Source organism: Streptomyces noursei (assembly GCF_001646665.1).
Classification (GTDB): domain Bacteria; phylum Actinomycetota; class Actinomycetes; order Streptomycetales; family Streptomycetaceae; genus Streptomyces; species Streptomyces lavendulocolor.
In genome coordinates this window covers 71,187-97,866 of the sequence record NZ_LWBU01000017.1, presented here as the reverse complement: position 1 = coordinate 97,866, position 26,680 = coordinate 71,187, and the positions used below count along the sequence as shown (strand labels likewise).

25 protein-coding genes are annotated in these 26,680 nt (G+C 75.1%); 9 read left to right on the top strand and 16 right to left on the bottom strand.

Going from position 1 to position 26,680, the window contains the following annotated elements; genetic code table 11:
• The first annotated feature begins 41 nt into the window (after positions 1 to 41).
• Positions 42 to 725, top strand: coding sequence for an ABC transporter ATP-binding protein (locus A4V12_RS02560; RefSeq protein WP_064067515.1), 684 nt, complete (start codon positions 42 to 44; stop codon positions 723 to 725).
• Here the strand turns inward: A4V12_RS02560 and A4V12_RS02555 are convergent.
• The 3 genes from A4V12_RS02555 to A4V12_RS02545 form a co-directional block, all read right to left on the bottom strand.
• Positions 703 to 2,094: a PTS transporter subunit EIIC gene (locus tag A4V12_RS02555; RefSeq protein ID WP_079136754.1), complete on the bottom strand. Its 1,392-nt coding sequence runs from the start codon at positions 2,092 to 2,094 to the stop codon at positions 703 to 705. The genes A4V12_RS02560 and A4V12_RS02555 overlap by 23 nt on opposite strands.
• Positions 2,095 to 2,318: 224 nt before the next feature.
• Complete coding sequence (gene murQ, locus A4V12_RS02550; RefSeq protein WP_064067514.1) at positions 2,319 to 3,221, bottom strand: N-acetylmuramic acid 6-phosphate etherase; 903 nt, start codon at positions 3,219 to 3,221, stop codon at positions 2,319 to 2,321.
• A gap of 63 nt (positions 3,222 to 3,284) precedes the next feature.
• Positions 3,285 to 4,229 (bottom strand): MurR/RpiR family transcriptional regulator, encoded by a 945-nt coding sequence (locus tag A4V12_RS02545; protein ID WP_064067513.1) that lies wholly within the window; start codon positions 4,227 to 4,229, stop codon positions 3,285 to 3,287.
• Between the two features lie 66 nt (positions 4,230 to 4,295).
• Here A4V12_RS02545 and A4V12_RS02540 point away from each other — a divergent pair, with 66 nt between their 5' ends.
• Together A4V12_RS02540 and A4V12_RS02535 are read left to right on the top strand one after the other, a co-directional pair.
• Positions 4,296 to 4,652: a hypothetical protein gene (locus A4V12_RS02540; protein WP_064067641.1), complete on the top strand. Its 357-nt coding sequence runs from the start codon at positions 4,296 to 4,298 to the stop codon at positions 4,650 to 4,652.
• Positions 4,649 to 4,942 carry a DUF4031 domain-containing protein gene (locus A4V12_RS02535; protein WP_064067512.1) on the top strand — a complete coding sequence of 98 codons (294 nt, stop codon included), beginning with the start codon at positions 4,649 to 4,651 and terminating at the stop codon, positions 4,940 to 4,942. Before A4V12_RS02540 ends, A4V12_RS02535 begins: the two co-directional genes overlap by 4 nt.
• 62 nt (positions 4,943 to 5,004) lie before the next feature.
• Here the strand turns inward: A4V12_RS02535 and A4V12_RS02530 are convergent, their stop codons facing one another.
• From A4V12_RS02530 to A4V12_RS02515, 4 genes are all read right to left on the bottom strand, one after another.
• Positions 5,005 to 6,213, bottom strand: a complete 1,209-nt coding sequence (locus tag A4V12_RS02530) for a Cmx/CmrA family chloramphenicol efflux MFS transporter (RefSeq protein WP_064067642.1) — start codon at positions 6,211 to 6,213, stop codon at positions 5,005 to 5,007.
• A gap of 54 nt (positions 6,214 to 6,267) precedes the next feature.
• Positions 6,268 to 6,921: an HD domain-containing protein gene (locus A4V12_RS02525; RefSeq protein WP_064067511.1), complete on the bottom strand. Its 654-nt coding sequence runs from the start codon at positions 6,919 to 6,921 to the stop codon at positions 6,268 to 6,270.
• A gap of 155 nt (positions 6,922 to 7,076) precedes the next feature.
• Positions 7,077 to 7,778 carry a copper homeostasis protein CutC gene (locus tag A4V12_RS02520; protein ID WP_064067510.1) on the bottom strand — a complete coding sequence of 234 codons (702 nt, stop codon included), beginning with the start codon at positions 7,776 to 7,778 and terminating at the stop codon, positions 7,077 to 7,079.
• A gap of 39 nt (positions 7,779 to 7,817) precedes the next feature.
• Complete coding sequence (locus A4V12_RS02515; protein WP_064067509.1) at positions 7,818 to 8,726, bottom strand: hypothetical protein; 909 nt, start codon at positions 8,724 to 8,726, stop codon at positions 7,818 to 7,820.
• 166 nt (positions 8,727 to 8,892) lie between these two features.
• Between A4V12_RS02515 and A4V12_RS02510 the strand changes: the two genes are divergently transcribed.
• On the top strand, positions 8,893 to 11,151 hold the full coding sequence (locus A4V12_RS02510) for a heavy metal translocating P-type ATPase (protein ID WP_064067508.1): 2,259 nt from the start codon (positions 8,893 to 8,895) through the stop codon (positions 11,149 to 11,151).
• A 431-nt stretch (positions 11,152 to 11,582) separates the two neighbouring features.
• On the opposite strand, the gene A4V12_RS02505 is transcribed toward A4V12_RS02510, so the two are convergent.
• Entirely contained in the window at positions 11,583 to 13,538 is a 1,956-nt protein-coding gene (locus A4V12_RS02505) for a HelD family protein (RefSeq protein WP_199831206.1), read from the bottom strand.
• A 300-nt stretch (positions 13,539 to 13,838) separates the two neighbouring features.
• Between A4V12_RS02505 and A4V12_RS37895 the strand changes: the two genes are divergently transcribed.
• Positions 13,839 to 14,015 carry a hypothetical protein gene (locus tag A4V12_RS37895; RefSeq protein WP_199831204.1) on the top strand — a complete coding sequence of 59 codons (177 nt, stop codon included), beginning with the start codon at positions 13,839 to 13,841 and terminating at the stop codon, positions 14,013 to 14,015.
• Here the strand turns inward: A4V12_RS37895 and A4V12_RS02500 are convergent.
• From A4V12_RS02500 to A4V12_RS02495, 3 genes are all read right to left on the bottom strand, one after another.
• On the bottom strand, positions 14,002 to 15,669 hold the full coding sequence (locus tag A4V12_RS02500; protein WP_064067506.1) for a DNA repair helicase XPB: 1,668 nt from the start codon (positions 15,667 to 15,669) through the stop codon (positions 14,002 to 14,004). The two genes, A4V12_RS37895 and A4V12_RS02500, sit on opposite strands and share 14 nt — an antisense overlap.
• Positions 15,670 to 15,881: 212 nt before the next feature.
• Complete coding sequence (locus tag A4V12_RS37335; RefSeq protein WP_159028809.1) at positions 15,882 to 16,034, bottom strand: hypothetical protein; 153 nt, start codon at positions 16,032 to 16,034, stop codon at positions 15,882 to 15,884.
• 353 nt (positions 16,035 to 16,387) lie between these two features.
• Positions 16,388 to 19,003, bottom strand: a complete 2,616-nt coding sequence (locus tag A4V12_RS02495; RefSeq protein WP_064067505.1) for a helicase C-terminal domain-containing protein — start codon at positions 19,001 to 19,003, stop codon at positions 16,388 to 16,390.
• Positions 19,004 to 19,045: 42 nt separating this feature from the next.
• On the opposite strand from A4V12_RS02495, the gene A4V12_RS02490 reads away from it, so the two are divergent.
• Together A4V12_RS02490 and A4V12_RS02485 are read left to right on the top strand one after the other, a co-directional pair.
• Positions 19,046 to 20,131 (top strand): hypothetical protein, encoded by a 1,086-nt coding sequence (locus A4V12_RS02490; protein ID WP_064067640.1) that lies wholly within the window; start codon positions 19,046 to 19,048, stop codon positions 20,129 to 20,131.
• Positions 20,132 to 20,199: 68 nt separating this feature from the next.
• The gene (locus A4V12_RS02485) at positions 20,200 to 20,829 is read left to right on the top strand and encodes an HAD family hydrolase (protein WP_064067504.1); all 630 of its coding nucleotides are present in this window, start codon (positions 20,200 to 20,202) and stop codon (positions 20,827 to 20,829) included.
• On the opposite strand, the gene A4V12_RS02480 is transcribed toward A4V12_RS02485, so the two are convergent.
• Positions 20,808 to 21,056, bottom strand: coding sequence for a hypothetical protein (locus tag A4V12_RS02480; RefSeq protein ID WP_064067503.1), 249 nt, complete (start codon positions 21,054 to 21,056; stop codon positions 20,808 to 20,810). The two genes, A4V12_RS02485 and A4V12_RS02480, sit on opposite strands and share 22 nt — an antisense overlap.
• Positions 21,057 to 21,258: 202 nt before the next feature.
• On the opposite strand from A4V12_RS02480, the gene A4V12_RS39660 reads away from it, so the two are divergent.
• Entirely contained in the window at positions 21,259 to 21,642 is a 384-nt protein-coding gene (locus A4V12_RS39660; protein WP_031073201.1) for a cold-shock protein, read from the top strand.
• Positions 21,643 to 21,745: 103 nt separating this feature from the next.
• Here A4V12_RS39660 and A4V12_RS02470 read toward each other — a convergent pair whose 3' ends face one another.
• The 4 genes from A4V12_RS02470 to A4V12_RS02455 are packed head-to-tail and all read right to left on the bottom strand — an operon-like array spanning position 21,746 to position 25,304.
• Positions 21,746 to 22,612, bottom strand: coding sequence for a 1,4-dihydroxy-6-naphthoate synthase (locus A4V12_RS02470; RefSeq protein WP_064067639.1), 867 nt, complete (start codon positions 22,610 to 22,612; stop codon positions 21,746 to 21,748).
• Between the two features lie 2 nt (positions 22,613 to 22,614).
• Positions 22,615 to 23,454 (bottom strand): futalosine hydrolase, encoded by an 840-nt coding sequence (locus A4V12_RS02465; RefSeq protein ID WP_267893177.1) that lies wholly within the window; start codon positions 23,452 to 23,454, stop codon positions 22,615 to 22,617.
• On the bottom strand, positions 23,451 to 23,930 hold the full coding sequence (locus A4V12_RS02460) for a hypothetical protein (protein ID WP_064067501.1): 480 nt from the start codon (positions 23,928 to 23,930) through the stop codon (positions 23,451 to 23,453). Before A4V12_RS02460 ends, A4V12_RS02465 begins: the two co-directional genes overlap by 4 nt.
• A gap of 27 nt (positions 23,931 to 23,957) precedes the next feature.
• Entirely contained in the window at positions 23,958 to 25,304 is a 1,347-nt protein-coding gene (locus A4V12_RS02455; RefSeq protein ID WP_064067500.1) for a hypothetical protein, read from the bottom strand.
• Positions 25,305 to 25,590: 286 nt separating this feature from the next.
• On the opposite strand from A4V12_RS02455, the gene A4V12_RS02450 reads away from it, so the two are divergent.
• On the top strand, positions 25,591 to 26,514 hold the full coding sequence (locus A4V12_RS02450; RefSeq protein ID WP_064067499.1) for a DUF3027 domain-containing protein: 924 nt from the start codon (positions 25,591 to 25,593) through the stop codon (positions 26,512 to 26,514).
• Positions 26,515 to 26,680 lie beyond the last annotated feature (166 nt).

Below are 26,680 nucleotides of genomic sequence, written 5' to 3'. Positions count from 1 at the left end.
CCGCACCCGCACCCCCCTTACGTACGACTGGAGTTGACAGCATGTACCAGCTCAGTGGCGTCACCAAGCGCTACCGGCGCGGCAAGGAGACCGTCCGTGCCCTCGACGGGGTCGACCTGATCATCGAGGACGGCGGGCGGCTGGTGATCCAGGGCCCGACCGGTGGCGGCAAGTCCACCCTGCTCCAGATGCTCGGCGGCCTGGACCGGCCGACGGAGGGCCGCGTGCTCCTGGACGGCACCGACCTGGCGACCCTGCCGGAGGCGCGGCTGACGCGCGTGCGGGCGGAGAAGATCGGGTTCGTGTTCCAGGGCTTCAACCTGGTGCCGACGCTCACCGCCCAGGAGAACGTCGAGACCGCCCTCGTACCGCTCGGGCTCAAGACCTCCGAGCGGCGCGAGAGGGCGGCGGAGGCCCTGGTGTCGGTGGGCCTGGGGGAGCGGCGCGGCCACCTGCCCGGCGAACTGTCGGGCGGGCAGCAGCAGCGCGTGGCGATCGCCCGGGCCCTGGTGAAGCGGCCCGCGGTGCTGCTGGCGGACGAGCCGACCGGGAACCTGGACGAGTCGATGCGCGACGAGATCATGGACCTGCTGGAAGGGCTGTGGGAGGAGAACGGGCTGACGTTCGTGATGGTCACCCACGACACCGCCCTGGCACGGCGCGCGCCCCGGCTCGCCACGATCCGCAAGGGGCAGGTGACGATCAGGGAGCAGGTGGTGGGCTGAGCAGCGGCCTGCCGATGCCGAAGAGGTACGTGGCGGCGAACCCGGCCACGTACCCGGTCAGCAGCCCGCCCGCGTAGACGGCGACGGTGGTCGCGGACAGGCCGGAGCCGCCGTCGAGCAGCGGGAACAGCGCCAAGCCGGACGGGCCGATCGCCGTGGAGCCGACCGGGGCGCCGAGCATGTGGAACAGCCCGACGAACCCGCCGCCGAACGCCCCGCCGACGCAGGCCGTGACGAAGGGCCGCCCGAGCGGCAGCGAGACGCCGTAGATGAGCGGCTCGCCCACGCCGAGGAGCCCGGCGGGCAGCGCGGACCGGATGGTGCGGCGGAGGTCGGTGCGGTGGCGGAGCCGTACGTACACGGCGGCGGCCGCCCCGACCTGGCCCGCGCCGGCCATCGCCAGCATGGGCAGGAGCACGGTGTGGCCCTGCTGCTCGATCAGTGTGGTGTGGATCGGGATCAGGGCCTGGTGCAGGCCGAGCATGACGAGGGGCAGGAACAGCCCGCCCAGGACGAACCCGGCCACCGCACCGGCGTGGGTGAGGAGCCAGTCGGCGGCCGTGCCGATGGCGGTGGACACCCCGCCGGCGACGAACATCAGGCCGTAGACGGTGACCAGCCCGGCGACGAGCACGGTGAGGGTCGGGGTGACGAGCACGTCGAGCGCCTCGGGGACGTGGCGGCGGCACCACTTCTCCACGTGGACCGCGAGCACCGCCGCCGCCAGGGCGCCCAGGACGCCGCCCTGGCCGGGGGAGAGCTGCTGGCCGAACGCCTCCACCTTGGCCACGCCCGGGTACACGACGATCGCGGCGACCGCGCCGCCGAGGATCGGTGTGCCGCCGAACTCCTTCGCCGTGTTCAGGCCGACGAACACGGCGATCAGCGCCATGAAGCCGGAGGCGACGGCGGCGAGGGCGGGGGTGAGGGCGGGGAGCCAGTGGAGGTTGAGGAGCAGGCCGTTGATGCCGGCGATGATGCCGCAGCCGATGAGGGCGGGGATCAGGGGCACGAAGATGTCGGCGACCCGGCGGAGGAGGACCTTGCCGGGGGTGCTGTTCCTGTCCTTCTGCGCGGCCTTGATGGCGGCGCCCCGGGCCTGGAGGAGCAGGGCCTCGAACTCGGGGGTGACGCGGGCGACGGTGCCGGGGCCGAGGACGATCTGGTACGTCGTGTCGTCCTCGACGACGCCGAGGACGGCGGGGTGGGCCCGGAGGGCCTCGTCCTGCACCAGGGTCCGGTCGAGGAGGCCGAGGCGGAGGCGGGTCATGCAGTGCGCGACGGAGGTGACGTTCGCGGCGCCGCCGACGAGGGGGAGGAGGGCGCCGGCGGTGGTCCGGGCGTCGGGTGCGGGTGCGGCTGCGGTCATGCGCGGATGGTGCCAGGGGGCGCGGCCCGGGGCGGCGGGTGCGCGCCGGTGGGCGGGTGGTGCCCGCCTATTGGTCGAGCGCCGTGGTCCGTCGGGCGGGGTGGTGGTGTGGCGGGGGCTGGTCCGGGTGGGTGGTGGTGCGGCGCGGTCCGGCGGGCGGGGGTGGTGGCGTCCGTGCGGGGGCCGCGCGCCGGGCGGGGGCGTAGTGCGGGTGGGTGGTGGCCTCAGTGGTCGAGGGCGGCGCGGAGGTGGCCGTCCGTCTTGGCGAGGAGCCGGGTCGCCGTGTCGGCGTCGACGCCGGCGAGGAGGACGAGGATCGCGGGCTTGACCTCGCCGTCCGTGGCGGTGAGGGCCGCCTCGATCTCGCTGTCGGATGCGCCGGTGGCGAGGGCGACGATCCGGCGGGACCGGGCGCGGAGCTTCTCGTTGGAGGCCCGCACGTCGACCATCAGGTTCCCGTAGGTCTTGCCGAGCCGGATCATCGTGATCGTCGAGATCATGTTGAGGACCAGCTTCTGGGCGGTGCCCGCCTTCAGGCGGGTGGAGCCGGTCAGCAGTTCCGGGCCGACGACCACCTCGATGGCGTGGTCGGCGGCGGCGGCCAGGGCGCTGTCCTCGTTGCAGGCCAGGCCGATCGTCAGGGCGCCCAGGGCGCGGGCGTGTTCGACCGCCCCGACGGCGTACGGGGTGCGGCCGGAGGCGGAGACGCCGACCACGGTGTCGTCGGCGGTGAGGGACAGCGCGTCGAGGTCGGCGGCCGCGAGCTCGCGCGAGTCCTCGGCGCCCTCGACGGCCGCCAGCAGGGCGGTCGGGCCGCCCGCGATCAGCCCGACGACCTGGCCGGGGGCGGTGTTGAAGGTGGGCGGGCACTCGCTGGCGTCCAGGACGCCGAGCCGCCCGGCGGTGCCCGCGCCGGCGTAGACGAGCCGGCCGCCGCGCGCCATGCGGTCGGCGGTGGCGTCGATGGCGGCGGCGATGCGCGGGAGCTGGCCCGCGACGGCGCCGGGGACGGACCGGTCCCCGGCGTTCATGATGCGGGCGATCTCGGCGGTGGGCAGCCGGTCGATGTCCGCGAGCTCCGGGCGGAAGGCTTCCGTGGCGAGGGTGGACAGTTCCGAGTGGTTCATCGGTGCGCGCTCTCTCGGGCGAGTGGGGCGGGGCTGCGGTGGCGTGCGGCCGGGTGGCGCCGGTCAGCGGGTGCGGGGCGAGTGGCGGTGGGCGAGGGCCTCGTAGGAGGCGGAGAGCGCCGGGGCCGCCGTCTCGTACGTACGCTGCGTGACTCCGGTGAACAGGCAGTCGACAACGAGGAGTTGGCTGGTGCGGGAGGACATGGCGGCGGGGCGCAGCTCGCTCTCCCGGGCGGTGGAGGTGGTGAGTATGTGGTCGGCGTACTGGGAGACCGGCCCGTCCGGGCGGCCGGTGATCGCGACCGTGGTGGCGCCGCGGTCGAAGGCCACGCGCAGCGGTTCTATGACGTCGCCGGTCGATCCCGAGTGGGTGATGGCGATGGCGACGTCGCCGGTGCGGAGCTGGACGGCGTTGGTGACGGCGAGGTGCGGGTCGCTGTGGGCGTGTGCGACCAGCCCGATGCGCAGGAGCTTCTGCGCGAGGTCCTGGGCGACGAGGCCGGAGGCGCCGACGCCGTAGATGTCGGTGCGGCGGGCGGCGGCCAGGGCGGTGACGGCGGCGCCGAGCTGGATGGTGTCGAGTCCGGCGGCGGTGTCGGCGAGGGTCTGCTGCTCGTCGTGGGCGAGCTTGGCGACGACGTCCGCGATCGGGTCGTCGACCGCGATGTCGGCGGTGACGGACGGCGCCCGGCCGGACTGCTGCTGGGCGGCGAGCCCGGCGAGGGCGAGGCGCAGGTCGCGGTAACCGGGGTAGCCCAGGAGGCGGGCGGTGCGGACGACGGTCGCCTCGCTGGTGCCGGTGAGCTCGGCGAGACCGGTGACCGTGAGGGCGGCGCAGCCGGCGGGGTCGGCGGCGACGGCCTCGGCGACGCGCTGCATGGAGCGGGTCATGGAGGGGGCGAGGGTGCGGACCTTGGCGGCGAGGGCGGCGGGAGCGGGGGCGGCTTCCCCGCCCGGTCTTCCCTTGGCGGTGCCGTTGCTGAAAATTTCCTTCACATCATTGGTCACTCCTGAAAGGTATTTTCAGCCCGGTGGGCCGTCAACCCCTCCGGACCTGGGGCGACAATGGGCTGCATGGACGCCGTGAACCCCCTTGAGCAGGCCCTGCACGCCGCGCGGGCCCTGGTCCTCGCCGACCTCATGGCGCGGAACGTCGCCGAGGCCGAGGTGGTCTCGCTGGTGGAGGACGCGGTGACGCACCGCCGATGGTGGGTCGAGCAGTGGCCGGAAGGCGTCGAGTACGTGGCCGGGCTGGTCGCCCAGGACGTCCAGGACGCCCTGCTGGAGCGGTACGGCCGGTGGCCGCTGTGCCCGGTGTGCAGCTCCGGCGATCCGCACGCGCTGGACGTGGAGCCCGAACTGGGCCCGGACCCGCACTGGGTGTGCGGCAAGGCCGGCGTGCGGGTCGCCCGGGTCGGCGGCCTCACGTGACGGTGTACATCGACCCGCCGAACTGGCCGGGCCACGGCCGCATGTGGTCGCACATGGTGAGCGACACGTCCTACCAGGAGCTGCACGACTTCGCCGCCCGGATCGGCGCCCCGCCCCGCGCCTTCGACCGCGACCACTACGACGTGCCCTCCGAGCGGTACGCGGACGCGGTGGCGGCGGGCGCCGTCGAGGTGGGCTCCAAGGAACTCGTACGACGGCTGAAGGAGGCGGGCCTGCGCCGGCCGAAGCACCGGCCGGTCGACCGGGCGGCCGACGGGCCGGCGGACTGACCGGCGGACTGACCGGCGGACTGACCGGCGGCGGACTGACCGGCCCGCGTGCCCCGGGCGCCTCAGCGGCGGGCGGCCTCGTGGTCCCGGTCCTTCGCGGTGCCCGACCGGGTGACCACGCGGGACGTCGAGGAGTGCAGGCGCAGGGCCACGGCCGCCGCCGCGAGCCCGAGGACGGTCATCGCGGCGCCCGCCCAGGCCGTCGCGGGGAAGCCGAGGCCCGCGTCGATGACCGTGCCGCCGAGCCAGGGCCCGCCGGTGTTGCCGAGGTTGAACGCGGCCGTCGTGGTGGCGCCCGCCAGGGTGGGGGCCGCTCCGGCGACGTTGAACATCCGGGCGTTGAGCGCCGGGGCGGTGTAGAACGCCGAGACGCCGAGGAGGAAGGAGAGGACGACCGTGGCGACGGGACTGGCGGCGAGGACCGCGAGCGCCACCAGGAACAGCGTCGAGGCGGTGATGCCGCTCAGCAGGACCCCGAACAGGTGGGCGTCCGCGACCCGGCCGCCGATCGTCGTCCCGACCAGCGCGCCGATGCCGAACAGGGCCAGCACGGTCGGGACCCAGCCCGCGTCGAGTCCGGCGACGTCGGTGAGGAGCGGCGCCAGGTAGGAGAACGCGCAGAAGACACCGCCCGCCGCGAGCGCGGTGACCGCCACCGCGAGCCAGACCTGCCGGTCGCGGTAGATGCCCAGCTCACGCCGGAGCTGCGGCTTCTCGTCGGGGAGGGGGATGCGGGGGATGAGGGTCACCACGCCGACCAGCGCGACGGCGGAGGCGGCGCCGACCGCCCAGAACGCGGAGCGCCAGCCCAGGTGCTCGCCGAGGAAGGCGCCGGCGGGAACGCCGAGGACGTTGGCGATCGACAGGCCGCCGATCATCACGGCCATCGCGCGGGCGCGGGAGCCGACCGGCACCATAGCGATGGCCACGGCCGCGCCGACCGCCCAGAAGCCGGCGCACGCGAGGGCGCTGACCACGCGGGACGCGAAGAGGATCCCGTACGAGGGGGCCAGCGCGCCCACGAGCTGTCCGACGCCGAACGTGCTGATCAGCGCGGTGAGCGTGGTCTTGCGCGGCAGTCGCAGCGTGGCGACCGCGAGGAGCGGCGCGCCGATCACCATGCCGATCGCGAACGCGGATATCAGCAGGCCCGCCTGCGGGATCGACACGTCCATGTCGTCCGCGATCGGCGGCAGCAGGCCGGACAGCATGAACTCGCTCGTGCCGAGCGCGAAGACGGACAGGCCGAGGATGTAGACGGCCAGGGGCATGCGGGTGCGATCGGCGGAGGACGGCATGCCAGGGGTCAACACCTCGTTGATCCCTTACATTCCCGCCGTCTCCAGCAGCTTCAGTTCCGTGGTCAGGTTCTGCCGGGCCCGGTCCTCCCAGGCGCGCGCGCCGTGCGGCGTGCGGAACAGGCACGGCAGGCCCAGCAGCTGGCGCAGCACCGCCGCGCGGCCCTCGCGGAACGCGTCGTCCGGCACGAAGCCGTACTCCTCCCGTACGGCGGCGGCGTAGGCGGCGTACGCGTCGGGTGCGGCGGCCAGCACGGCGAGGTCCGCGTCGCACAGCACCTCGCCGTTGCGGTCGCCGTCCGCCGGGTCGTGGGTGACGGTGAGCCGGACCAGGCGGGCGACCTCGGCCGTTCGGGCGGCGTCGACGCCCAGCTCGGGCAGCGCGCGCTCGGCGAGCCGGGCGCTGCGCTCCTCGTTGGTGGACCGGTCCGGGAGGTAGACGGCGTCGTGGAACCAGGCGGCGAGGCGTACGGCGTCGGCGTCGTCCGCGTGGTCCGCGAGCTCGTCGACGCGGTCGAGGACGGCGAGGAGGTGGTCGGTGGTGTGGTACCGGCGCTGCGGCTCCGCCCAGCGGGCGAGGAGGTCGTCGGCGTAGCGGTCGGCGTGCGGCGCGTCCCGCACGGCCGACGCCCAGCGGCGGCGGAGGTCGTCATGGGCGGGGTGAGCGGGGAGGGGCGCCATGCCGCCATTGTGCCGGTGCCCGGCACCCGCCCGGCGGTCCGGGGGCGGGGGGAGAGAGGTGCGGCGGGGGCCCGAGGGCTTCCTCGGCCCGGCGGAGGGGGCGGCCCTCCCGCCGCGGCCCCGGGGCCGGGCCCCGGGGCGTGGCGGGAGTCGTGTCAGGGGCGGGCGTCGACCGCGGTGCGCCAGGCACGGACCGCCGTCGGGGAGACCGGGGCGCTCCAGCCGGAGGGGCGGGCGGCGCCGCCGATGTGGAAGCCGGTGACGCCCGCCGCGAGCAGCGCGGGGACGTGGTCCAGCCGGAGACCGCCGCCGACCAGCAGCCGGGGCGTGTAGCCCGGCTCGCCGCGCCGGGCCGCCTCGGCCTCGGCGAGCAGGACCGGCAGACCGTCGTCGACCCCGGCCGCCGAGCCCGCCGTCAGGTAGGTGTCGAGGCCCGGGAGGTCCGCGAGCTGCTTGCGCGCCGCGTCGCGGTCGGCCACCCGGTCCAGGGCGCGGTGGAACGTCCAGCGGCAGCCCTCCAGCTCGGCGACGAGCCGCTCCACGGTCACCAGGTCCACGTGGCCCTCGGCGTCGAGGAAACCGAGGACGAACTCGTCGGCGCCCTCCTCGCGCAGCTCCCGTGCCACCCGCACCAGCGTGTCGACGTCACCCGCGGCGAAGCCGTCCGTGAGGCGCAGCATCACGCGCAGCGGGACGTCCACGGCGGCACGGATCCGGCCGTACGTCTCGCGGGACGGGGTGAGCCCGTCCGCCGCGATGTCCGTGACCAGCTCCAGGCGGTCCGCTCCTCCGGCCTGTGCGGCGATCGCGTCCTCCGCGTCGAGGGCGATCACCTCCAGGACTGCACGGTTGCTCACTGCCGACTCCATTCGTTACAGGTCTAGTCCAATGCCACCCTAATGCGCGTGCACGGTGAAGGCAGCCGTACGGACCTTCCCGCCGTGCCGGAAGTCGAGGAAGAGCCGGTACGCCCCCGGGCTCGGTGCCGTCGCGGTGAAGGACACCTCCGGCCCCGCCGGTCCCTCGTGCGGGTGGACGTGCAGATACGCGAGGTCCCCGGCGCGCAGGGCGACCAGGTGGCCGTACGCGCCCAGGTAGGGCTGGAGGTCGGTGACCGGCCGCCCGTCCCTGCTCACGCGCAGGGTCAGTCGGGTCGCCCGGCCCGGCAGGGGCGTCCCGGCCAGCTCGACGCGGTAGCCGTCGACCTCGGCGACCCGGTTCGGCGCCGGCGGCGCCGCCGGGCGGTACGCCCCGGACACCGCCAGGTCCGCCCCCAGCGTCAGCGCCGTGCCGCCGGCGGGAGTGAAGTCGGCGAACGCCCGGTAGTCCCCGGCCCGGGGCAGCTCGACCGGCGTGGACCAGGTGCCGTCGGCGCCCCGGACGGGGTGGAGGTGCCGGTAGACGGTCAGGTCACGCGAGGCGAGGACGAGGTGCAGCTCCTTGCCGTGTTCCCGCTCGTACGCCGTGACGGCCCGGCCGTGCGCGTCCGTGACGCGGAAGCGCAGCTCGCCCCGCTCGCCGGCCCTGAGCGCCGAGGGTTCGAGGGCCAGGGTGTGACCGCGCTCCGAGACCTGGAGCCCGCCGGGCGCGCGGGCGGCCGGCGCGTCGTGCCCGGCCGCGTCCGGCTCGCCGTGCCCCGCCGCGTCCCGCTCGCCGTGCCCGCCCGGCTGCCGCTCGCCGTGGCGTGCGGCCGGGCGCTCCTCCTCCGCCACGACCGGGCCGACGCCCGCGCCCACCCCGTACGCCGTGCCGAAGGTGGCGGCGAGGGCTGCGGCGAATGCGGTGATCTTCACTCCGGTGTGCATGGCGACTCCCTGGGCGAGGCGTGGTCCCGATGCCGCCCACGATACCCCTGGGGGGTATCAAGTCAAGTCCGGTGATCGCTTGCGGGCGACTACCCCCGGGGGGTATACAGGAGACCCACGGCACGCCATACCCTGTTGGGGTATCGATCGGCGAGGAGCAGCACGCATGAGCACCACCACGACGACGACACCCGGCCCCACCGCCGAGGTCGAGCTCGCCATCGGCGGCATGACCTGCGCCTCCTGCGCGGCCCGCATCGAGAAGAAGCTCAACCGCATGGACGGCGTCACCGCGACCGTCAACTACGCCACCGAGAAGGCGAAGGTCGCGTACGCCGACGGGGTCCGGGTCGCCGACCTCATCGCCACCGTCGAGGCCACCGGCTACACCGCCCAGGAACCCGAACCCCCGGTGCCCGAGACCGAGGACGACGAGACCGGGCCGGCCGACGAACTGCTGCCGCTGCGACAGCGGCTGCTCACCGCCGTCGTCCTCTCCGTACCCGTCATCGCCATGGCGATGGTCCCGGCCCTCCAGATCCAGTACTGGCAGTGGCTCTCGCTCACCCTCGCCGCGCCGGTCGTCACCTACGCCGCCTGGCCGTTCCACCGCGCCGCCTGGACCAACGCCCGGCACGGCGCCGCGACGATGGACACCCTCATCTCCGTCGGCACGTCCGCCGCGTTCCTCTGGTCACTGTGGGCGCTGTTCTTCGGCACGGCCGGCACGCCCGGAATGACCCACCCCTTCGAGTTCACCATCTCCCGCACCGACGGCGCCGGGAACATCTACCTGGAGGCCGCCGCCGGGGTCACCGCGTTCATCCTCGCCGGCCGCTATTTCGAGGCACGCTCCAAGCGCAAGGCGGGCGCGGCGCTGAGGGCGTTGCTGGAGCTGGGCACCAAGGACGTCACCGTCCTGCGCGACGGCCGCGAGACCCTCGTCCCGACCGCCGACCTGCGCGTCGGCGACCGCTTCCTCGTCCGGCCCGGCGAGAAGATCGCCACGGACGGCACGGTCGTCGAGGGCACCTCCGCCGTGGACGCCTCCATGCTCACCGGCGAATCCGTGCCCGTCGAGGTGGGCCCCGGCGACCCCGTCACCGGCGCCACCCTGAACGCCGGCGGCCGACTGGTCGTCGAGGCCACCCGCGTCGGCGCCGACACCCAGCTGGCCCGCATGGCCAAGCTGGTCGAGGACGCCCAGAACGGCAAGGCCGCCGCCCAGCGCCTCGCCGACCGGATCTCCGCCGTCTTCGTACCGGTCGTCATCGGCCTCGCGCTCGCCACCCTCGGCTTCTGGCTCGGCAACGGAGCCGGCCTCACCGCCGCGTTCACCGCCGCCGTCGCCGTACTGATCATCGCCTGCCCGTGCGCACTGGGCCTCGCCACCCCGACCGCCCTCATGGTCGGCACCGGACGGGGCGCGCAGCTCGGCATCTTGATCAAGGGCCCCGAAGTCCTGGAGACCACCCGCAAGGTCGACACCGTCGTCCTCGACAAGACCGGCACCGTCACCACCGGCCGGATGACGCTGATCGCCGTCCACACCGCCGAGGGCACCGACGAGCGCGACGTCCTGCGCCTCGCGGGCGCGCTGGAGCACGCCTCCGAGCACCCCGTCGCCCGCGCGGTGGCCGCCGGAGCGGCCGAGCGCGTCGGCGCGCTCCCCACCCCCGAGGACTTCGCCAACCTCGCGGGTCTGGGCGTCCAGGGCGTCGTGGAAGGCCACGCGGTGCTCGTCGGCCGCGAGAAGCTGCTGGCCGACTGGGCCATCGAGCTGCCGGCCGCGCTGGGGCGCGCCCGGCACGAGGCGGAGGCGGCCGGCCGCACGGCCATCACCGTCGCCTGGGACGGCGAGGCCCGCGCGGTCCTGGAGGTCGCGGACGCGGTCAAGGAAACCAGCGCCGAGGCGATCACCCGCCTGCGGGCGCTGGGCCTCACCCCGATCCTGCTCACCGGCGACAACCGGGCCGTCGCGGAGGCCGTGGCCGCCGAGGTCGGCATCGACCAGGTCTTCGCGGAGGTCATGCCCGAGGACAAGGTCGACGTCGTCAAACGCCTCCAGGCCGAGGGCCGGTCGGTGGCCATGGTCGGCGACGGCGTCAACGACGCGGCCGCCCTCGCCCAGGCCGACCTGGGCCTGGCCATGGGCACCGGCACCGACGCCGCCATCGAGGCGGGCGACCTCACGCTCGTACGCGGCGACCTGCGTGCCGCCGCCGACGCCATCCGCCTCTCGCGCCGCACCCTCGCCACGATCAAGGGCAACCTGTTCTGGGCCTTCGCCTACAACGTCGCCGCGCTGCCGCTGGCCGCGGCGGGCCTGCTGAACCCGATGATCGCGGGCGCGGCCATGGCGTTCTCGTCGGTGTTCGTGGTCGGCAACAGCCTGCGCCTGCGCGGCTTCAAGCCCGCGGCCTGACGTCCGGCTCCTGCCGGTGGGTGCGGTCGGGCCGGCTTCTGCCCGGTGGGTGGGACGTTTCGCCGTTCGGCTTCTGCCCGGTGGGCGGGGTCGGGTGCCGGGTCCTGCGGCGGGGGGTGCTCGGGCTCTCGCTTCGCTCGTCTTACGCCCGAGCATCCCCCACCTCCGGCCCCGACACCCTCACGCCGGCGGAAACCACCCCGGGCCTCGGGCCCGCCCCGGAAGGGGGACGCGCAGTGGGGGGTGTTCCGGGCGTAAGACGACCGAGCTTGCGAGGGAGAGCCCGGGACACCCGCCACGGAGCGGACCCCAACGGCAACCGACACCGGGCGGGCGACCCCGAGCACGGCAACGCCCGGGGCACCGAGCCCACGGCAACCCGCACCGGGCGGGCGACCCGCGAGACCCGGGGGCGAGGGGGCGGCGCCCCGTCAGGGGGCCAGCTGCGGCGGCAGCGGGGCCGCGTGGAGGACCGTGAGGCCCGAGACCGCCCTCGTCAGGGCGACGTACAGGCGTCGCAGGCCGGTGCGTTCGTCGGGCTCGCCGTCCACCACGGCCGCCGGCTCGTCGAGGACGACGTAGTCGTATTCGAGGCCCTTCGCCAGGGAGGCCGGCACCAGCGTGAGGCGGGACTCGGCGGTCGTCTCCTCACCCGGCGACAGCACGGCGAGGCCCGCCTCCCGCAGCGCCTCCGCGAGCAGCGGGACCCGCGCGTCCGCCGCGATCAGGCCGATCGACCCCTCGTGGCGCAGCGAGGCGCGGCACGCCGCCACCACCGACGCCGCCAGGTCCTCCGCCCGGCACGTCACGATCTCCAGGGAGCCCGGCGACTCCCGTACCGAGCGCACCTCCGCGAGCCCCGGCGACATGTACGGCAGGAGCCGCGACGCGTACGCGATGACTTCGCGCGGCACGCGGAAACCGGCCGTCAGTTCCTCCACCACCGCGTCGGGCTTGCCCAGGTGCGCCAGCGCCTCCGCCCAGCTCGCGGTCGCCCACGGCGTGGTGCCCTGCGCGAGGTCGCCGAGCACCGTGGCCGAACCGGTCGAGCAGCGCCGACCCACCGCCCGGTACTGCATCGGCGACAGGTCCTGCGCCTCGTCCAGGACGACGTGGCCGAGGGACGGCGTGCGTTCCACCAGGTCGGCCACCTCGTCGATCAGGACCGCGTCCGCCGCCGACCATCTGGCCGACTTCACCGAGCGGGGCGGCTTCGCCCACAGCACCGTCTTCTGCTCCTCGGCGGTGAGGAGCCCTTCGGCGTGGCGTGCCAGGAACTCGGCGTCCGACAGCAGCCGCAGGACGAGTCTCGCCGGGTCGACGGCCGGCCACACCGCCTTGACCACCGCCTTCACGGCGGCGTTGCGCGCGACCGCGTCCTGCACGCGGTCGTCCGGGGCCTCGCCCGCCTCCTCCATGCGCACCAGCACGGCGTGCGCGATCCGCTGCGGCAGGGCGTCCCGCGCGGCCCCGTACCGGATGTCGCGGTCCAGCAACTGGGTGACGATCTCCGCCAGTTCGTACGCCGGTACCCGCCAGCGCCGCGAGCCGCGCACCACCATCAGCGGCTCGGTGGGCGGCGTCACGTGCGACCGGAGCGCCCGGCGCAGCACCTCCGCCATCCGGGCGTCGCCCTTGACGACGGCGGCCGCCGGTTCGTCCTCGCCGCGCACCTCGACGTGGGCGACGAGGTCGGCGACCGTCGCCTGCCGCACCTCCAGCTCGCCCAGCGCGGGCAGCACCTGCTCGATGTAGTGGAGGAAGGACCGGTTCGGGCCGATGACCAGCGTCCCGGTGCGGGCCAGCCGCTCCCGGTGCGCGTACAGCAGGTAGGCGACCCGGTGCAGGCCCACCGCCGTCTTGCCGGTGCCGGGCCCGCCCTGGACGCACACCGAGCCGGACAGGCCGCTGCGGACGATCTCGTCCTGTTCGGGCTGGATCGTCGCGACGATGTCCCGCATGGGGCCCACGCGGGGCCGTTCGATCTCCGCCTGGAGCAGCTCGGACGCCTTGTCCGCCTCCGCCGGGTCGGACAGGTGCTCGTCCTCGTAGGCGGTCAGTCGCCCGCCCGTGTAGCCGAACCGGCGCCGCAGGGCGACGTCCTGCGGGTCCTTCCGCGACGCCCGGTAGAACGGCTGCGACACCGGTGCCCGCCAGTCGACGACCATCGGGTCGCCGTCCGCGTCGTGGACGTGCCGCCGCCCGATGTAGAACCGGCGGCCGTCCTGGGTGGTGTCCAGGTAGTCCAGCCGCCCGAAGAACAGCGGGGTGTGCGACAGGTCGGCGAGCGCCTTGATCCGCTCGTCGATCTGGGCGGACAGCACGGCGGCGTTGACCCAGTTCGCCGTGACGTCGCGGATGTCGAGGGACTGGACGTCCTCCCGCATGGCACGCAGGGCGGCGCGCGAGGCGGCGAGGTGGGCGCGCTCCTGCGCGAGCGGATCGGGCACGGCAAAGCCTCCGGGGTCGTGCGCGGGGTGATGGCGGGCCGACCGGTTTCCGACCGGAGGGCGGCACTCCACGAAAGGGAGGCGGGCAAGCCGGCGATTCTAACGGCCCGCCGGGGGGCGGGCGACCGAATATCCGTCCCGTAGGGGATGCCGTATGCCTGGAGTCGTACGGGGACGGCGCCGGGGTTCGGTCTGGGGACCGATGTGCCGCCCGGCCTCGGAAACCATCATGGAGACATGACCACAGCCACCTACCACCACGCCTCCGGCGCCACCGCCCTCGGCACTGCCCGGCACCCCGCCCACCGCCTCGGCAACGCCCTGCGTGCGATCAAGGTGTTCGCCGAAGCGGCGTTCGGGGTCGTCGTCCTCGGCGAGTTCGCCGAGGAGGCCGGCGTCGTCAGGCGCCGCTGAGGTCCGGGTCCGTGTCCTGGGCGAGCAGCTCGTCCGCGTCGACGATGCGGTACGCGTACCCCTGCTCCGCCAGGAACCGCTGCCGGTGCGCCGCGAAGTCCTGGTCGATCGTGTCCCGCGCGACCACCGAGTAGAAGTGCGCCTGGTGGCCGTCCGCCTTGGGCCGCAGCACCCGGCCGAGGCGCTGAGCCTCCTCCTGGCGCGACCCGAAGGTGCCCGACACCTGGATGGCGACGGTCGCCTCCGGCAGGTCGATCGAGAAGTTCGCCACCTTGGAGACCACCAGGACGCTGATCTCGCCCTGGCGGAACGACTCGAAGAGCTTCTCCCGCTGCGCGTTCGGCGTCTCGCCCTTGATCACCGGCGCGTCCAGGTGCTCGCCCAGCTCGTCGAGCTGGTCGATGTACTGGCCGATCACCAGGATCTGCTGGCCCGCGAACTTCCGCACCAGCGCCTCGGCGACCTTCTGCTTGGTCGCGGTCGTGGCGCAGAAGCGGTACTTCTCCTCCGTCTCGGCGGTCGCGTACGCGAGCCGCTCCGACTCCGTCAGGTTGACCCGGACCTCGACGCAGTCGGCGGGCGCGATGTAGCCCTGCGCCTCGATCTCCTTCCACGGCGCGTCGAACCGCTTGGGTCCGATGAGCGAGAAGACGTCGGACTCGCGGCCGTCCTCCCGCACCAGCGTCGCGGTCAGGCCGAGCCGCCGGCGCGCCTGGAGGTCGGCGGTGAACTTGAAGACCGGGGCGGGCAGCAGGTGCACCTCGTCGTAGACGATCAGGCCCCAGTCGCGGGAGTCGAACAGCTCCAGGTGCGGGTAGACGCCCTTCCGCCGGGTCGTCAGCACCTGGTAGGTGGCGATGGTGACCGGGCGGATCTCCTTCTTCGTGCCGCTGTACTCGCCGATCTCGTCCTCGGTCAGCGACGTCCGCTTCACCAGCTCGTGCTTCCACTGGCGGGCGGAGACGGTGTTGGTCACCAGGATCAGCGTCGTCGCCTTGGCCCGCGCCATGGCGCCCGCGCCGACCAGGGTCTTGCCGGCGCCGCAGGGCAGGACGACGACGCCGGACCCGCCGTGCCAGAAGCCCTCGACGGCCTGCTGCTGGTACGGGCGCAGCGCCCAGCCGTCCTCGGCCAGGTCGATGCGGTGCGCCTCGCCGTCGACGTAACCGGCGAGGTCCTCGGCGGGCCAGCCCAGTTTGAGGAGGGTCTGCTTGATCTGGCCGCGCTCGGAAGGGTGCACGGCGACCGTGTCCGGGTCGATGCGCGTGCCGACGAGCGGCTGGATCTTCCTGGAGCGCAGGACCTCCTCCAGGACCGGCCGGTCGGTCGTGGTGAGGACGAGCCCGTGGGTGGGGTGCTTGGAGAGCGTGAGCCGCCCGTAGCGGGCCATCGTCTCGGCGACGTCCACCAGCAGGGCGTGCGGCACGGGGTAGCGGGAGAACTCCACCAGCGCGTCGACGACCTGCTCGGCGTCGTGCCCGGCGGCCCGCGCGTTCCACAGGCCCAGCGGGGTGACCCGGTAGGTGTGGATGTGCTCGGGGGCGCGTTCCAGCTCCGCGAAGGGAGCGATGGCGCGGCGGCAGGCGTCGGCCCGCTCGTGGTCGACTTCGAGCAGCAGCGTCTTGTCGCTCTGGACGATCAGCGGTCCGTTCACGCCTCACCCTTTCCTGGCGGCCTCGGTCGATGGCCAAACATCCAGTGTCGCCCATCGGCGGCGTGATCGGCCGGGCCGTGCGGGATGAGGCGCCCCACACCGGGACACGCGCGGCTCGCGGGGGGCCCTGTGTGTGTGGGGGGGGGCGGGCCGTGCTGCCGCTCACCGGCCACGGTGGGCCGCGACCGGTGAGGGGGGCGGGGGCCGGCGGGTCAGATCAGGGGGCTGGTGAACAGCGGGCCCTCGATCTGGAGGTCGGCCAGCGGGCCGCCGATGGGTGGGAGCGGGGTGGCGGCGGCCGGGGTGGCGAGGGCGGTGAACAGCAGGGCGGCGCCCGTCAGGAGGAGGGCGATGCGTCGGCTCATCTCGGGTTCCTTTCGCGTCGGCGGCGGCAGCGGACCGGGCCCGCACCTTCCGTGGTGGTGCGGGCCCGGTGGCGGAGGGGAGGGCGGTCAGACCAGTCCGACACTGCCCGCGAGATCGATGCCCACGGCGGCGGCCTGGGTGGTCAGCGCGGACAGGAACGCGGCGGTGGTCAGCAGGACGGTGGCGGCTCGGCGCATGGGGACGACCTCTTTCACGTGTGATGCGGTTCGGGACGTCCGGTGGCTGCCCGCGCCACGCCGGGGGGATGCGGAAGGTCCCCCTGGGGTGGGCAATCGGTCACTCACGGGCGGGAAATCCGCCGCCCGCGCGCATGATCCGGCGGCGGGCGGGGTCAGCCCGCGTCGTCGGCGAGTTCCGCGACGCCCGTGATGCGGTGCAGCGGGTACGTGCGGACCTCGTCGGCGGTGTGGTCGTACGCGGTGACGAAGCCGCCCTCCACCCGCACCGGGGCGATGACGCGCTGGCTGGCCGCCCCGTCGGCGTTGACGTACCCGATCCAGACGGCCGAGCCGGTCATCGCGGCGGCCTGGACGGTGGCGAGGGTCTCGGCGGCGGAGGTCCGGGGCGGGGCGCCGTCACCGGCCGTGTCCGGGGCGGCGGAATCGTCCCTGCGCACGACCGTCGCGGCGCGGTCGCCGGCGCGGATCGCCCTGACGGCGGCGCCCAGCAGCGTGGCGTCCGGCTCGGGCGGTCCTTCCGGCACCGGCGCGGGCGCCGTGCGCGCCGGGGTGCGGTACGCGTCCGCCCGCGTGATCAGGACGTCGCCCTCCGCCGACTCGGCCGCCGGGGCGAAGCCCATGGACCGCAGCCCCTCCAGCAGGGTCGCCGGGTCGGTCTGGGCGGCCAGCACGGTGGGCGCGAGGCGCCGCAGCCGCAGGCCCGCCGACCGCTTGTCGGCGAGGATCTCGCCCAGCACGGCGTCGTCGTCGCACCGCACGTACGCGGAGGCGGCGCCCACCCGCAGGTGGCCGTGCCGGCGGGCGACGTCGTCGATGAGGTACGCGAGCGGCTGCGGAACGGGCGTGCGCGAGTGGGCGGCCAGGAAGGCGTGCAGGTCGGCGGCGGCCTGTCCGGAGTCCAGGGCGCGGCGTACGGAGCCGGGCGTGAAGCGGTACACGGTGGCGCCGCCCTTGGACTCGACGTCCGCCAGCACGGCCAGCGTGTCGGCGAGCGGGCGCTGGAGCGGGCCGGGCGCGACGGCCGTCAGGTCGGCTTGGAGCAGGACGTGGTCGACCGGCTCGGGCAGCAGCGGCGCCAGGAGCGCGGCGGCGCCCGCGTGGTCGGCCACCGCGGCGTGGGCCGGCCGCCGGCCGCCGACCGCCTCGGGGCCGGCCGCCGCCGGGGCGGGGACGGCGCCCCGGTGCGGGTGCTCCGGCGCGTGCCCGTCCACGGGGTGGTCCGTGCCCGGTGCGGGGGCGCCCGGCAGCAGCGCCCGGCCGTGGGCGGCCAGCGCCCCGCGCCCGGTCACCCCCAGCAGTTCGGCCTCCGTGAGCGTCCAGCTCGCCAGGCGCGCCCGCAGGTCGGTGCCGGTCTCCCGCGCGGCGCCCCGCAGCGGGCGCTCCCACCGCAGCCGGGCCAGCAGCGTCTCGGGGTCGGGCGACGCCCCGGCCGGGAGGCCGGCCAGCAGCGTCAGCACCCGGCGCCGCACCTCGGGCGCGACGCCCCGGTCGAGGTCGGGCCCGAGCACCGCGAGCGTGCGGCCCTTGGTGTCCTGGGAGCCGACCAGGCCGGGGGTGCGCGTGGCGGCCAGCCACGTCCCGGCGAGCAGCGCCCACCGCTCGGCGGCCGGCAGGCCGAGCCACTCGTCGAACGCGGGGGTCGGGGCGAACCGCTCGTCCGCCTCTCCGTCCGGCGCGATCAGCCCCGCCCCGTACGCCACCTCCAGCCAGAACGCGGCGACCTGCTCCGTCACGTCCAGCGCCACGGCGGTGCGCTTGAGGTCCCGTACGGACATGCCGCCCGCGCGCAGCACGGCGGGGCCGCCCTCGTTCCACTCCTTGCCGAGTTCCTCGACGGCCGCGAGCGCGGTGTACGCCTGGCCCGCCGCCGTGCTGTCCACAACCTGTGGACGGTATTCGCGGGCGGGCGTGACGGCGGGCGCCACCGGTTCGGGCACCCGGTGCGCGCGCCCGGCCCGCAGGTGCAGGGCCGCCTCGCGGGGCAGCACCACGGTGCGCGCCGTCGCCGGCAGCAGCAGGCCCCGGTCGCGCAGCCAGCGCACCGGCGGCGTCGGGTCGGGCGTCACCTCGCCGTACGGCGGCCCCCACACCAGCCGGTCCAGGATGCCGAGCGCCTCCATGGGCGCGGTGTCCAGCAGCCCGCCCATCCGCTCCCGGTCGGTGAACAGGTCCGTCAACGCCGCGACCGCCGACACCGGATCGTGTGTCGTGGGCAGGCCGGCCGTCGCGATGATCTCCTGGAGCCGGGTCGGCGACATGCCCGCCGTCGCCTCCGCGACCGTCGGGCCGAGCCCCGTGGGCGAGGGGTGCTGCGGCGACGGCGCCAGCAGCTCGCGCGCCGTCCGCACCAGGCGCAGCCGGTCGTCGTCGCCCCACACCAGGGCCTGTTCGCGCAGGATCCCGACGGCGCGGGGCAGCGCCGCCTCGATGTCCGCGTCGCCCTCGTCGCCGGCCATCAGCCCGAGCAGCACCGGGTAGGGGGCGGGGTCCGGCGCCACCGCGAGCGCCTCGGCGGTCTGGAGCGCGAACCGGTCGAGCCGTTCCAGGGCCCGTACGACCGAGGCGCGGGTCCCCGCCCGGGTGGCGAGCTGCGTCAGGTCGCCCGGCACGGGAACCAGCAGGTCGGGGCGGGCGCGCAGCAGCGCGGCCAAGCCCTCGTCGCCGCGGGCCCGGAGGGCCTCCGCGAGGGTGCGCGGAGCCGCCGTACCGCCGTTGACTTCGGTCCCTGCGGCCACGTGCGCCTCCCGATCGAGCTCACCGGTCCCCATCCGGACCACGTTAGCCCCTGCGCAGGCGCTAACGTCGTGACGGTGGGGATCGAGAGCGACCAGCTGGTGTTCGACTACCTGAGCCGGGTGGGTGACCTGGCCCAGCAGCGTCAGCTGTCCTCGCAGGCGCGGATGCGGCTCGTGGCGTCGCTGCGCAGCGAGATCGACAGCAGGCGCGCGAAGGACGACAGTCCGGGCGCGGTGCGGGGCATCCTGACGGCCCTCGGCACACCGGACGAGGTCGTCACCGCGGCGGCGTCCGGTGCGTCCGGTGCGCCGACCGCCCCGACCGCCCCGACCGCCCCGACCGCCCCGACCGCACCGGGCGGGTCGGCCGGGCGGTCGGCGCCCGGCGGCCCGGCACCGGGTGGCCGGAAACGGCCCGCCGTGCCCGAACAGCGCACGCCGCGCACCCGGTTCCGCCGCCGCGCGGAGGCTTCCCCGGACGGGGCGGGCGCGCCGGACGCCGGGGACGTGCCGCCGCCGCGCGGGACGCCCGCGTCCGAGGCGTGGAGCCCGCACCTGGCCGGGATGGACGAGGTCGGCGCGTCCGTGGAGCAGCCGGACTGGTGGCGTGTCGAGGAGGGCGCGTTCGGGGGCGTGGACGGCGTGCCGCCGGGCTTCCGGGGCGGGGTCGAGATCCCCGACATGCTGAAGCCCCCGCCGCGGGACCCCGAGCCCGAGGAGGAGGGGGAGGCCGGCCCCGACGCCGGGCCCCCGTCACCGCCCGGGGCGGCCGGCGCCCCGGCACCCGCGCGGGCCCGCCTGGCGTGGCTCCGCCCACCGCTGCGGCTCGGCCACCCGCTGCTGGTGGCCGCGGCGGCGCTGCTGGTCGCCGGGGTCGTCCTCGGCTCGTGGCTGGCGCTGCTCGGCGGCTGGCTCCTGGCGTACGCCTCGGGCCGCCTCAGCCGCACGGAGGCGAAGCTGGCGGTGTTCGGCCTGCCCGGCGCGGTCGCCGCCGGTGTCGCGGTGTGGCTGTGGGGCCGCCTCGACGGCCGCTGGGGCGACCCGATCGCCCCGGGCGGCGACGCCATGGGCGACGCGCTGGGCGCCGCCTGGCCCTGGACGCTGCGCGGGGCGGCCCTCGCCTCGGCCCTCTACCTCCTGTGGCGCGCCCGCCGCGCCTGACCGCCCCGCACGGGGGCCCGGGGCGGATCGCCCGGAACGCCCGGGCGCGGCCCGGCCCGACAGGCACAATGGCCCCCATGGCACTCCCGCTGACGGTCGGCTTCGACCTCGACATGACGCTGATCGACTCCCGCCCCGGCATCCGCGCCGCCTACCGGGCGCTGTCCGCCGAGACGGGTGTCCGGATCAACGCCGACCTGGCCGTCACCCGGCTCGGACCGCCCCTGGAGCAGGAGCTCGCCCACTGGTTCCCGGCGGACCGGATCCGGGGGGCGGCCGACCGCTACCGGGAGATCTACCCCGAGTACGCCATCGGGCCGACGCCCGCGATGCCCGGCGCGCGGGAGGCGATTCAAGCCGTTCGCGCGGCCGGCGGCCGGGCCGTCGTCGTCACCGCCAAGCATGAGCCGAACGCCAAGCTGCACCTCGCCCACCTGGGCATCGAGCCGGACGCCGTGATCGGCTGGCTGTGGGCGGAGGCCAAGGCGGAGGCGCTGCGCGAGCACGGTGCGCGGGTGTACGTCGGCGACCACGTCGGTGATGTGCGCGGCGCCCGCGCGGCCGGCGCCCTCGCCGTCTGCGTACCCACCGGACCGTGCGGCGCGGACGAGCTGCGGGCGGCCGGCGCGGACGTCGTCCTGGCCGACCTCACGGCCTTTTCCGCCTGGTGGGACGCCTACAGGGCCGACTTCGCCTGACGGCGCTGGGCGGCGATCGAACGCAGCACGCCGGCGCCGGCGATCAGGAAGCCGACGCCCATCAGCATGCACACGGCGTACGCGATCGGCGGGAACGGATCGGTGCCCAGGAACAGCGGGGCCACCGTGACGAGAGTGGCCACGGCACCGACGATGAAGACGATCCCGCCGGCACGGACGAGACCGTCACCGGGCGCGGCGGCGCCCGCGGGGGTTTCACTATGCATCCGGCCAGGGTAGTTCCCTGGCCGGGGGAACGGACCGGCGACGTCTTGTCACCAGCCCCCGGACCATTAGCCTTGGGGCGTTGGGGGTCCCCCTGCTCGAGCGAAGCCGAGAGCTCGGGGGAGGGCCGAGCGGCCCGCCGCAGGGCCATCCACAGCTATCCACAGCCAGTTTTTCTCATCGAGTACGAGGACGAGGACAGACGTGCCTACCGGCAAGGTCAAGTGGTTCAACAGCGAGAAGGGCTTCGGCTTTCTCTCCCGTGACGACGGCGGCGACGTCTTCGTGCACTCGTCGGTGCTCCCTGCCGGGGTCGACGCCCTCAAGCCCGGCCAGCGCGTCGAGTTCGGCGTGGTCGCGGGCCAGCGCGGCGACCAGGCGCTCTCGGTGACGGTCCTCGACCCGACCCCGTCGGTCGCGGCGGCGCAGCGGCGCAAGCCGGACGAGCTGGCGTCGATCGTGCAGGACCTGACGACGCTGCTGGAGAACATCACCCCCATGCTGGAGCGGGGCCGCTACCCCGACAAGGTCCACGGCAAGAAGATCGCCGGCCTGCTGCGGGCGGTGGCGGACCAGCTGGACGTCTGACCCGTACGCGGGCGCGCACACGTCGACGGCCGAGGGGCGGCACCCGCCCCTCGGCCGTCGCGCACGTCCCCGCTCCCGCTCCCGATCCCGTGACCGGGGCCGGTCAGGGGAACGACAGCGCGTCCGGCTTCAGGGCCGGCACCAGGCCCTCCGCCGCCGCGCGGGTCAGCAGCCCGCGCACCGCCGCGTACCCGGCCTCGCCAAGGTCGGCCGTGAACTCGTTGACGTACAGGCCGATGTGCTGGTCGGCCACGGCCCGGTCCATCTCCTGGGCGTGCGCCCGTACGTACGGCCGCGATGCCTCCGGATCGTCCCAGGCCATGCGGACCGACGCGCGCGCCGACGCGGCCAGCAGCGCCAGGGTGTCTTCGCCCAGCGACCGCTTCGCGATGATCGCGCCCAGCGGGATCGGCAGCCCCGTCGTGGACTCCCAGTGCTCGCCCATGTCGGCGAGGCGGTGCAGACCGTACCGCTGGTAGGTGAACCGGGCCTCGTGGATGACGAGGCCCGCGTCGACCCTGCCGTCCCGCACGGCGGGCATGATCTCGTGGAACGGCATCACGACGACCTCGCCCACCCCGCCGGGGACGGCGTCCGCCGCCCACAGGCGGAACAGCAGGTAGGCCGTGGACCGTTCGCCCGGCACCGCGACCGTCCGGCCCGTCAGTCCCCCGAGCTCTCGGCTTCGCTCGAGCAGGGAGGTACCCCCATGGCCCGGCTCCCGGGTGAGCACCAGCGGCCCGACGCCATGGCCGAGCGCGCCGCCGCACGGCAGCAGGGCGTACTCGTCCAGCACATGGGGCAGCACGGCGTACGACACCTTCAGCACGTCCAGCTCGCCCCGCTCCGCCATCCCGTTGGTGACGTCGATGTCGGCGAACGTCACGTCGAGCGCGGGCGCGCCCGGCACCAGGCCGTGCGCCCAGGCGTGGAAGACGAACGTGTCGTTCGGGCACGGGGAGTACGCGATCCTCACAGGTCCTCCAGGAAGACGGTGGAGCCGAGCAGCCGGAACGTCTCCCGCAGGGAGGCCAGCGCCTCACCGATCCGCCAGGCGGCGCGGTCGCGCGGGCCGACGGTGTTGGAGACGGTACGGATCTCGACGACGGGCACACCGTGGGCGGCGGCGGCCTCGGCCACGCCGAAGCCCTCCATCGCCTCCGCGGCGGCGCGCGGGTGACGGGCGGTCAGCTCGGCGGTGCGGGCGGCGCTGCCGGTGACCGTGGACAGGGTCAGGACGGGCGCGACGACGTGCCGCACCCCGCCCGCGTGCAGCGCTCCGGAGATCCGGGCGGTCAGCGCGGGCGGCGGGAGGTGGACGGACCGGCCGAAGCCGAGCTCTTCGACGGCGACGTACCCGCCGGGCGTGTCGGCCCCCAGATCGGCGGCGACGATCGCGTCGGAGACGACGACCGAGCCGAGGGGCGCGTGCGGGGCGAAGCCGCCGGCGATGCCGGCCGAGACGACCAGGTCGTACGCGGACGGGGCGGTGGCGAGCGCGACGGCCGTCGCGACGGCCGCGGCGGCGGGCCCGACGCCCCCCGCGACGACGTCCACGGCCACCCCCACGGCACCCTCAGGGACGGGCCGCCCCGCCACGCAGGGCGCGCCGGGGGAGCCGGAGGGACCGGAGTCCCGGTCCCGGTCCCCGTCCCGGTCCGCCGGGACGGCGGGGGACGGGTGGTGCAGACGCGTCAGGGTGTGGCCCGACGGCAGGACGCGCGGGGCGGACGCCGCACAGCCGCCGAGACCGGCGGCGACGGAGTCCGACTCCGCCGCCACCGCCGTGACGACCAGGACGCGCAGGGTCAGGATTCCTTCTTCAGCTGGAAGTGCCAGATGCCGGTCAGCTTCTTCCCGCTGGTCTCCACGATGCTGATCTGCGCCGTGTTCGAGGTCTCACCGGTCTGGCTGGAGAGGAACGCGCTGGCCGGGATCGACCGGTACGTCTTCTTGTACGGCTCCTGCTCGGCCTGCTGGCCGCCGATGAACAGCGTCCAGCCGTTCTCGGCGACCTCCGGGTCGACGCCGAAGCGGATCCGGTCGTCCGCCGAGACGGTGATGGTCTTCTCCGCCTTCTTGTTCAGGCAGGACTGGATCTGCGACTCCTTGATGGCCTTGCCGTCGTTGTAGCAGGTCGCCTCGGCGTTGACCGAGTCGGACCCGACCGTCACGGTCGCGAGCGGCGTCGGCTTGTCGCAGGCGGAGAGTACGAGGAGTCCGGCGGAGACGGCACCCAGAGCGACGCCGGCCCGGCGGGCCCTACCGGAAAAGAACGCAACGGTCATGGCCCGAAGGCTATACGTCGCCCACGGTCACGCCACGCGGGGGTGCGGCGTGCCGCGCCGCGCGGCGCTCAGCAGGCCCCGGACGGTCACCGCCACACCCAGCGCCAGGATCCCCGCCGCGACCGACATCCCGAGCGTCCCGTTCAGCGGCAGGGCGATCCCGATCGCGCCACCGACCACCCACGCCATCTGCAGCAGCGTCTCGGACCGGGCGAACGCCGACGTCCGCACCACCTCCGGCACGTCCCGCTGGATCATCGCGTCCAGCGACAGCTTCGACAGGGCCTGCGACAGGCCCGCCACCGCACCCAGCACGGCGACCGCGAGCCCGCCGAAGAACACCGCCGCCACGATCGCCGCCGTCATCGCCAGCGTCACCATCGCGGCCACGATCAGCTCCGGCGCCCGGGACCTCAGCAGCGCGCCGAGCGCCGTGCCGCACGCGTTGCCCACCCCCGCCGCCACACCGACGATGCCCAGCGACACCGCCGCGCTCTGCCCGGGCAGCGGATGCTCGCGCAGCAGGAACGCCAGGAAGAAGATCAGGAAGCCGGACAGCACCCGGTGCGCCGCGTTGGCCTGGAGACCGTGCAGGACGGACGGGCCGACCGTCCGCAGGCTCGGCTTCCGCTCGCCGTGGGTCAGCATGTGCGCCTTGCGCTCACCCTTCGCCGAATCCACCTTGTGGGGCATCGACAGGGCCAGCAGCGTCCCCCCGGTGAACAGCACGCACGCCCCGTACAGCGGCCACGGCGGCCCGATCTGCTGCAACCCCACCCCGACCGGCGCGGCGACGCCCGTCGCCAGCAGCCCGGCGAGGGTCACCCGGGAGTTCGCCTTCACCAGCGAGAAGCCGTGCGGCAGGAGTCTCGGTACGACGGCGCTGCGCACCACCCCGTACGCCTTCGACGCCACCAGCACGCCGAGCGCCGCCGGGTACAGCTCCAGGCCGCCGGTGGCGACCGCCCCGGACAGGGCGATCGCCAGCACCACCCGGGTGGCCATCGCGCCCGCCATCGCCGCGCGCCGGCCGTGCGGGAGCCGGTCCAGCAGCGGGCCGATGACCGGGGCGAGGAGCGTGAACGGCGCCATCGTGATGGCCAGGTACAGCGCGACCCGGCCGCGGGCCTCGTCGGTCGGCACGGAGAAGAACACCGTGGACGCCAGCGCCACGGTGATCATGACGTCACCGGCGCCGTTCACCGCGTGCAGTTCGATCAGCTTGCCGAGGCCCGATTCCCCGGCGCCATGGGCGTGCGTCGCTTTTCGGATACCGCGCGCCGTACCGGTGAACGGCAGGTGGAGGGCACGACCCACCCGCCGGCCCGCCCTCTGGAGCGGCCCGGCATCGTCGGACGACCTCACGGCTGCCACCCCGTCATAGTGCCCCAGCAGCCGCTTCGGCGAACCGTGATGAGGGCTACTTGGGGCGGGCAGGTGGGCGGCGGGCTGCGGAGGGGGTAGCGTGCGTAGCGCGCCACCGGCGGAAGTTCTCGGCCGCGCGCCTCTTCGGCATCCCGCAGAATGGATGACGTGAGGTGTGCCCGAGACACGTCGGGCGCGGACGTCGATGCGGCCCGTTGGTCCGCTCCGCCCGCCGCCCGTACTTCGCGAATCGGCCGGCGCATCTGTGAGACGGCGTAGGAGATGAGCGAGACCTGTGAGTGCTGCGACGACGCGAAGCCGTACTGCGCGTACCCCCGCCCCCGACCGCCTGTGCGCCGAGGCGGTGGACCTCGCCCGGGAGGCGGCCGCGGAGGTGGCGGCGCCCGGGGTGGTGGGCGAGCACACCGGCGTCGTGGCCGAGGGTGACCGGGTCGTCACGCACTTCTTCGAGTGTCGGGAACCCGGCTACCGGGGGTGGCGCTGGGCCGTGACGGTCGCCCGCGCGTCCCGCGCGAAGGTCGTCACGCTCGACGAGACGGTCCTCCTGCCCGGACCCGACTCCCTCCTGGCGCCCGAGTGGGTGCCGTGGAGCGAGCGGCTGCGCCCCGGAGACCTCGGCCCCGGCGACCTGCTGCCGACCGAGCAGGACGACCTGCGGCTGGAACCCGGCTACACCGGCGAGGACGTGCCGCCGCCGAACTCCCCCGTGTCGGAGGAGATGGCCGAGCTCGTCGACGCCGAGGACGCCGACCTCGTCGCCCGCACCCCGTCGCGGGGCTCCATCGCGGCCGTCGCGGAGGAGCTGGGCCTGCGCCGGGCCCGCGTCCTCTCCCGGTACGGGCTGCACGTGGCGGCCGACCGGTGGGAGGAGAACTTCGGCGCGAAGACCCCGATGGCGCAGGCCGCGCCGGCACCGTGCGTGTCGTGCGGGTTCCTGATGCCGCTGGGCGGGTCGCTGAAGCAGGCGTTCGGTGTCTGTGCCAACGAGTTCTCGCCGGCCGACGGGCGTGTCGTGTCCCTCACGTACGGCTGCGGCGGCCACTCCGAGGCGGCCGTCATGCCCAAGCCGCCGCGCCCCGCGCCGCCGGTCCTGGACTCGATGGGCGCCGACGCGTTCCCGCTGCGCCCGGCCCGCGACAGCGGCTCGGTGCCGCCGGTCTCGCCGGACGCGGCCTCCGAGGACCTGGGCCACAGCTAGCCCTCCCGCCGGGCGGGCGCGCTCGCCGGCGGGCCCGGCCGCCGGTTGCCGTGGGCTTTGCCCGCCCGCGGGGTCGCCCGTCCGGGCGTCGGTTGGCGTGGGTCCGGGTCCCCCCGGTGCCGGTTGCCGTGGTTTCCGCGGCCGGGGTTGTCCGCCCGGTGCCGGT

Coding starts and splice junctions, on each gene's coding strand:
- A4V12_RS37335 (WP_159028809.1), bottom strand. CDS start 16,034: ATGAGCCGACGCATCGCCCTCCTCCTGACGGGCGCCGCCCTGCTGTTC.
- A4V12_RS02525 (WP_064067511.1), bottom strand. CDS start 6,921: ATGGCGCCCCTCCCCGCTCACCCCGCCCATGACGACCTCCGCCGCCGC.
- A4V12_RS02555 (WP_079136754.1), bottom strand. CDS start 2,094: ATGACCGCAGCCGCACCCGCACCCGACGCCCGGACCACCGCCGGCGCC.
- A4V12_RS02530 (WP_064067642.1), bottom strand. CDS start 6,213: ATGCCCCTGGCCGTCTACATCCTCGGCCTGTCCGTCTTCGCGCTCGGC.
- A4V12_RS02460 (WP_064067501.1), bottom strand. CDS start 23,930: ATGACCGTTGCGTTCTTTTCCGGTAGGGCCCGCCGGGCCGGCGTCGCT.
- A4V12_RS02485 (WP_064067504.1), top strand. CDS start 20,200: ATGGCCCCCATGGCACTCCCGCTGACGGTCGGCTTCGACCTCGACATG.
- A4V12_RS02540 (WP_064067641.1), top strand. CDS start 4,296: ATGGACGCCGTGAACCCCCTTGAGCAGGCCCTGCACGCCGCGCGGGCC.
- murQ (WP_064067514.1), bottom strand. CDS start 3,221: ATGAACCACTCGGAACTGTCCACCCTCGCCACGGAAGCCTTCCGCCCG.
- A4V12_RS02560 (WP_064067515.1), top strand. CDS start 42: ATGTACCAGCTCAGTGGCGTCACCAAGCGCTACCGGCGCGGCAAGGAG.
- A4V12_RS02515 (WP_064067509.1), bottom strand. CDS start 8,726: ATGCACACCGGAGTGAAGATCACCGCATTCGCCGCAGCCCTCGCCGCC.
- A4V12_RS02495 (WP_064067505.1), bottom strand. CDS start 19,003: ATGGGGACCGGTGAGCTCGATCGGGAGGCGCACGTGGCCGCAGGGACC.
- A4V12_RS02480 (WP_064067503.1), bottom strand. CDS start 21,056: ATGCATAGTGAAACCCCCGCGGGCGCCGCCGCGCCCGGTGACGGTCTC.
- A4V12_RS02510 (WP_064067508.1), top strand. CDS start 8,893: ATGAGCACCACCACGACGACGACACCCGGCCCCACCGCCGAGGTCGAG.
- A4V12_RS02505 (WP_199831206.1), bottom strand. CDS start 13,538: ATGCGGGAGGACGTCCAGTCCCTCGACATCCGCGACGTCACGGCGAAC.
- A4V12_RS37895 (WP_199831204.1), top strand. CDS start 13,839: ATGACCACAGCCACCTACCACCACGCCTCCGGCGCCACCGCCCTCGGC.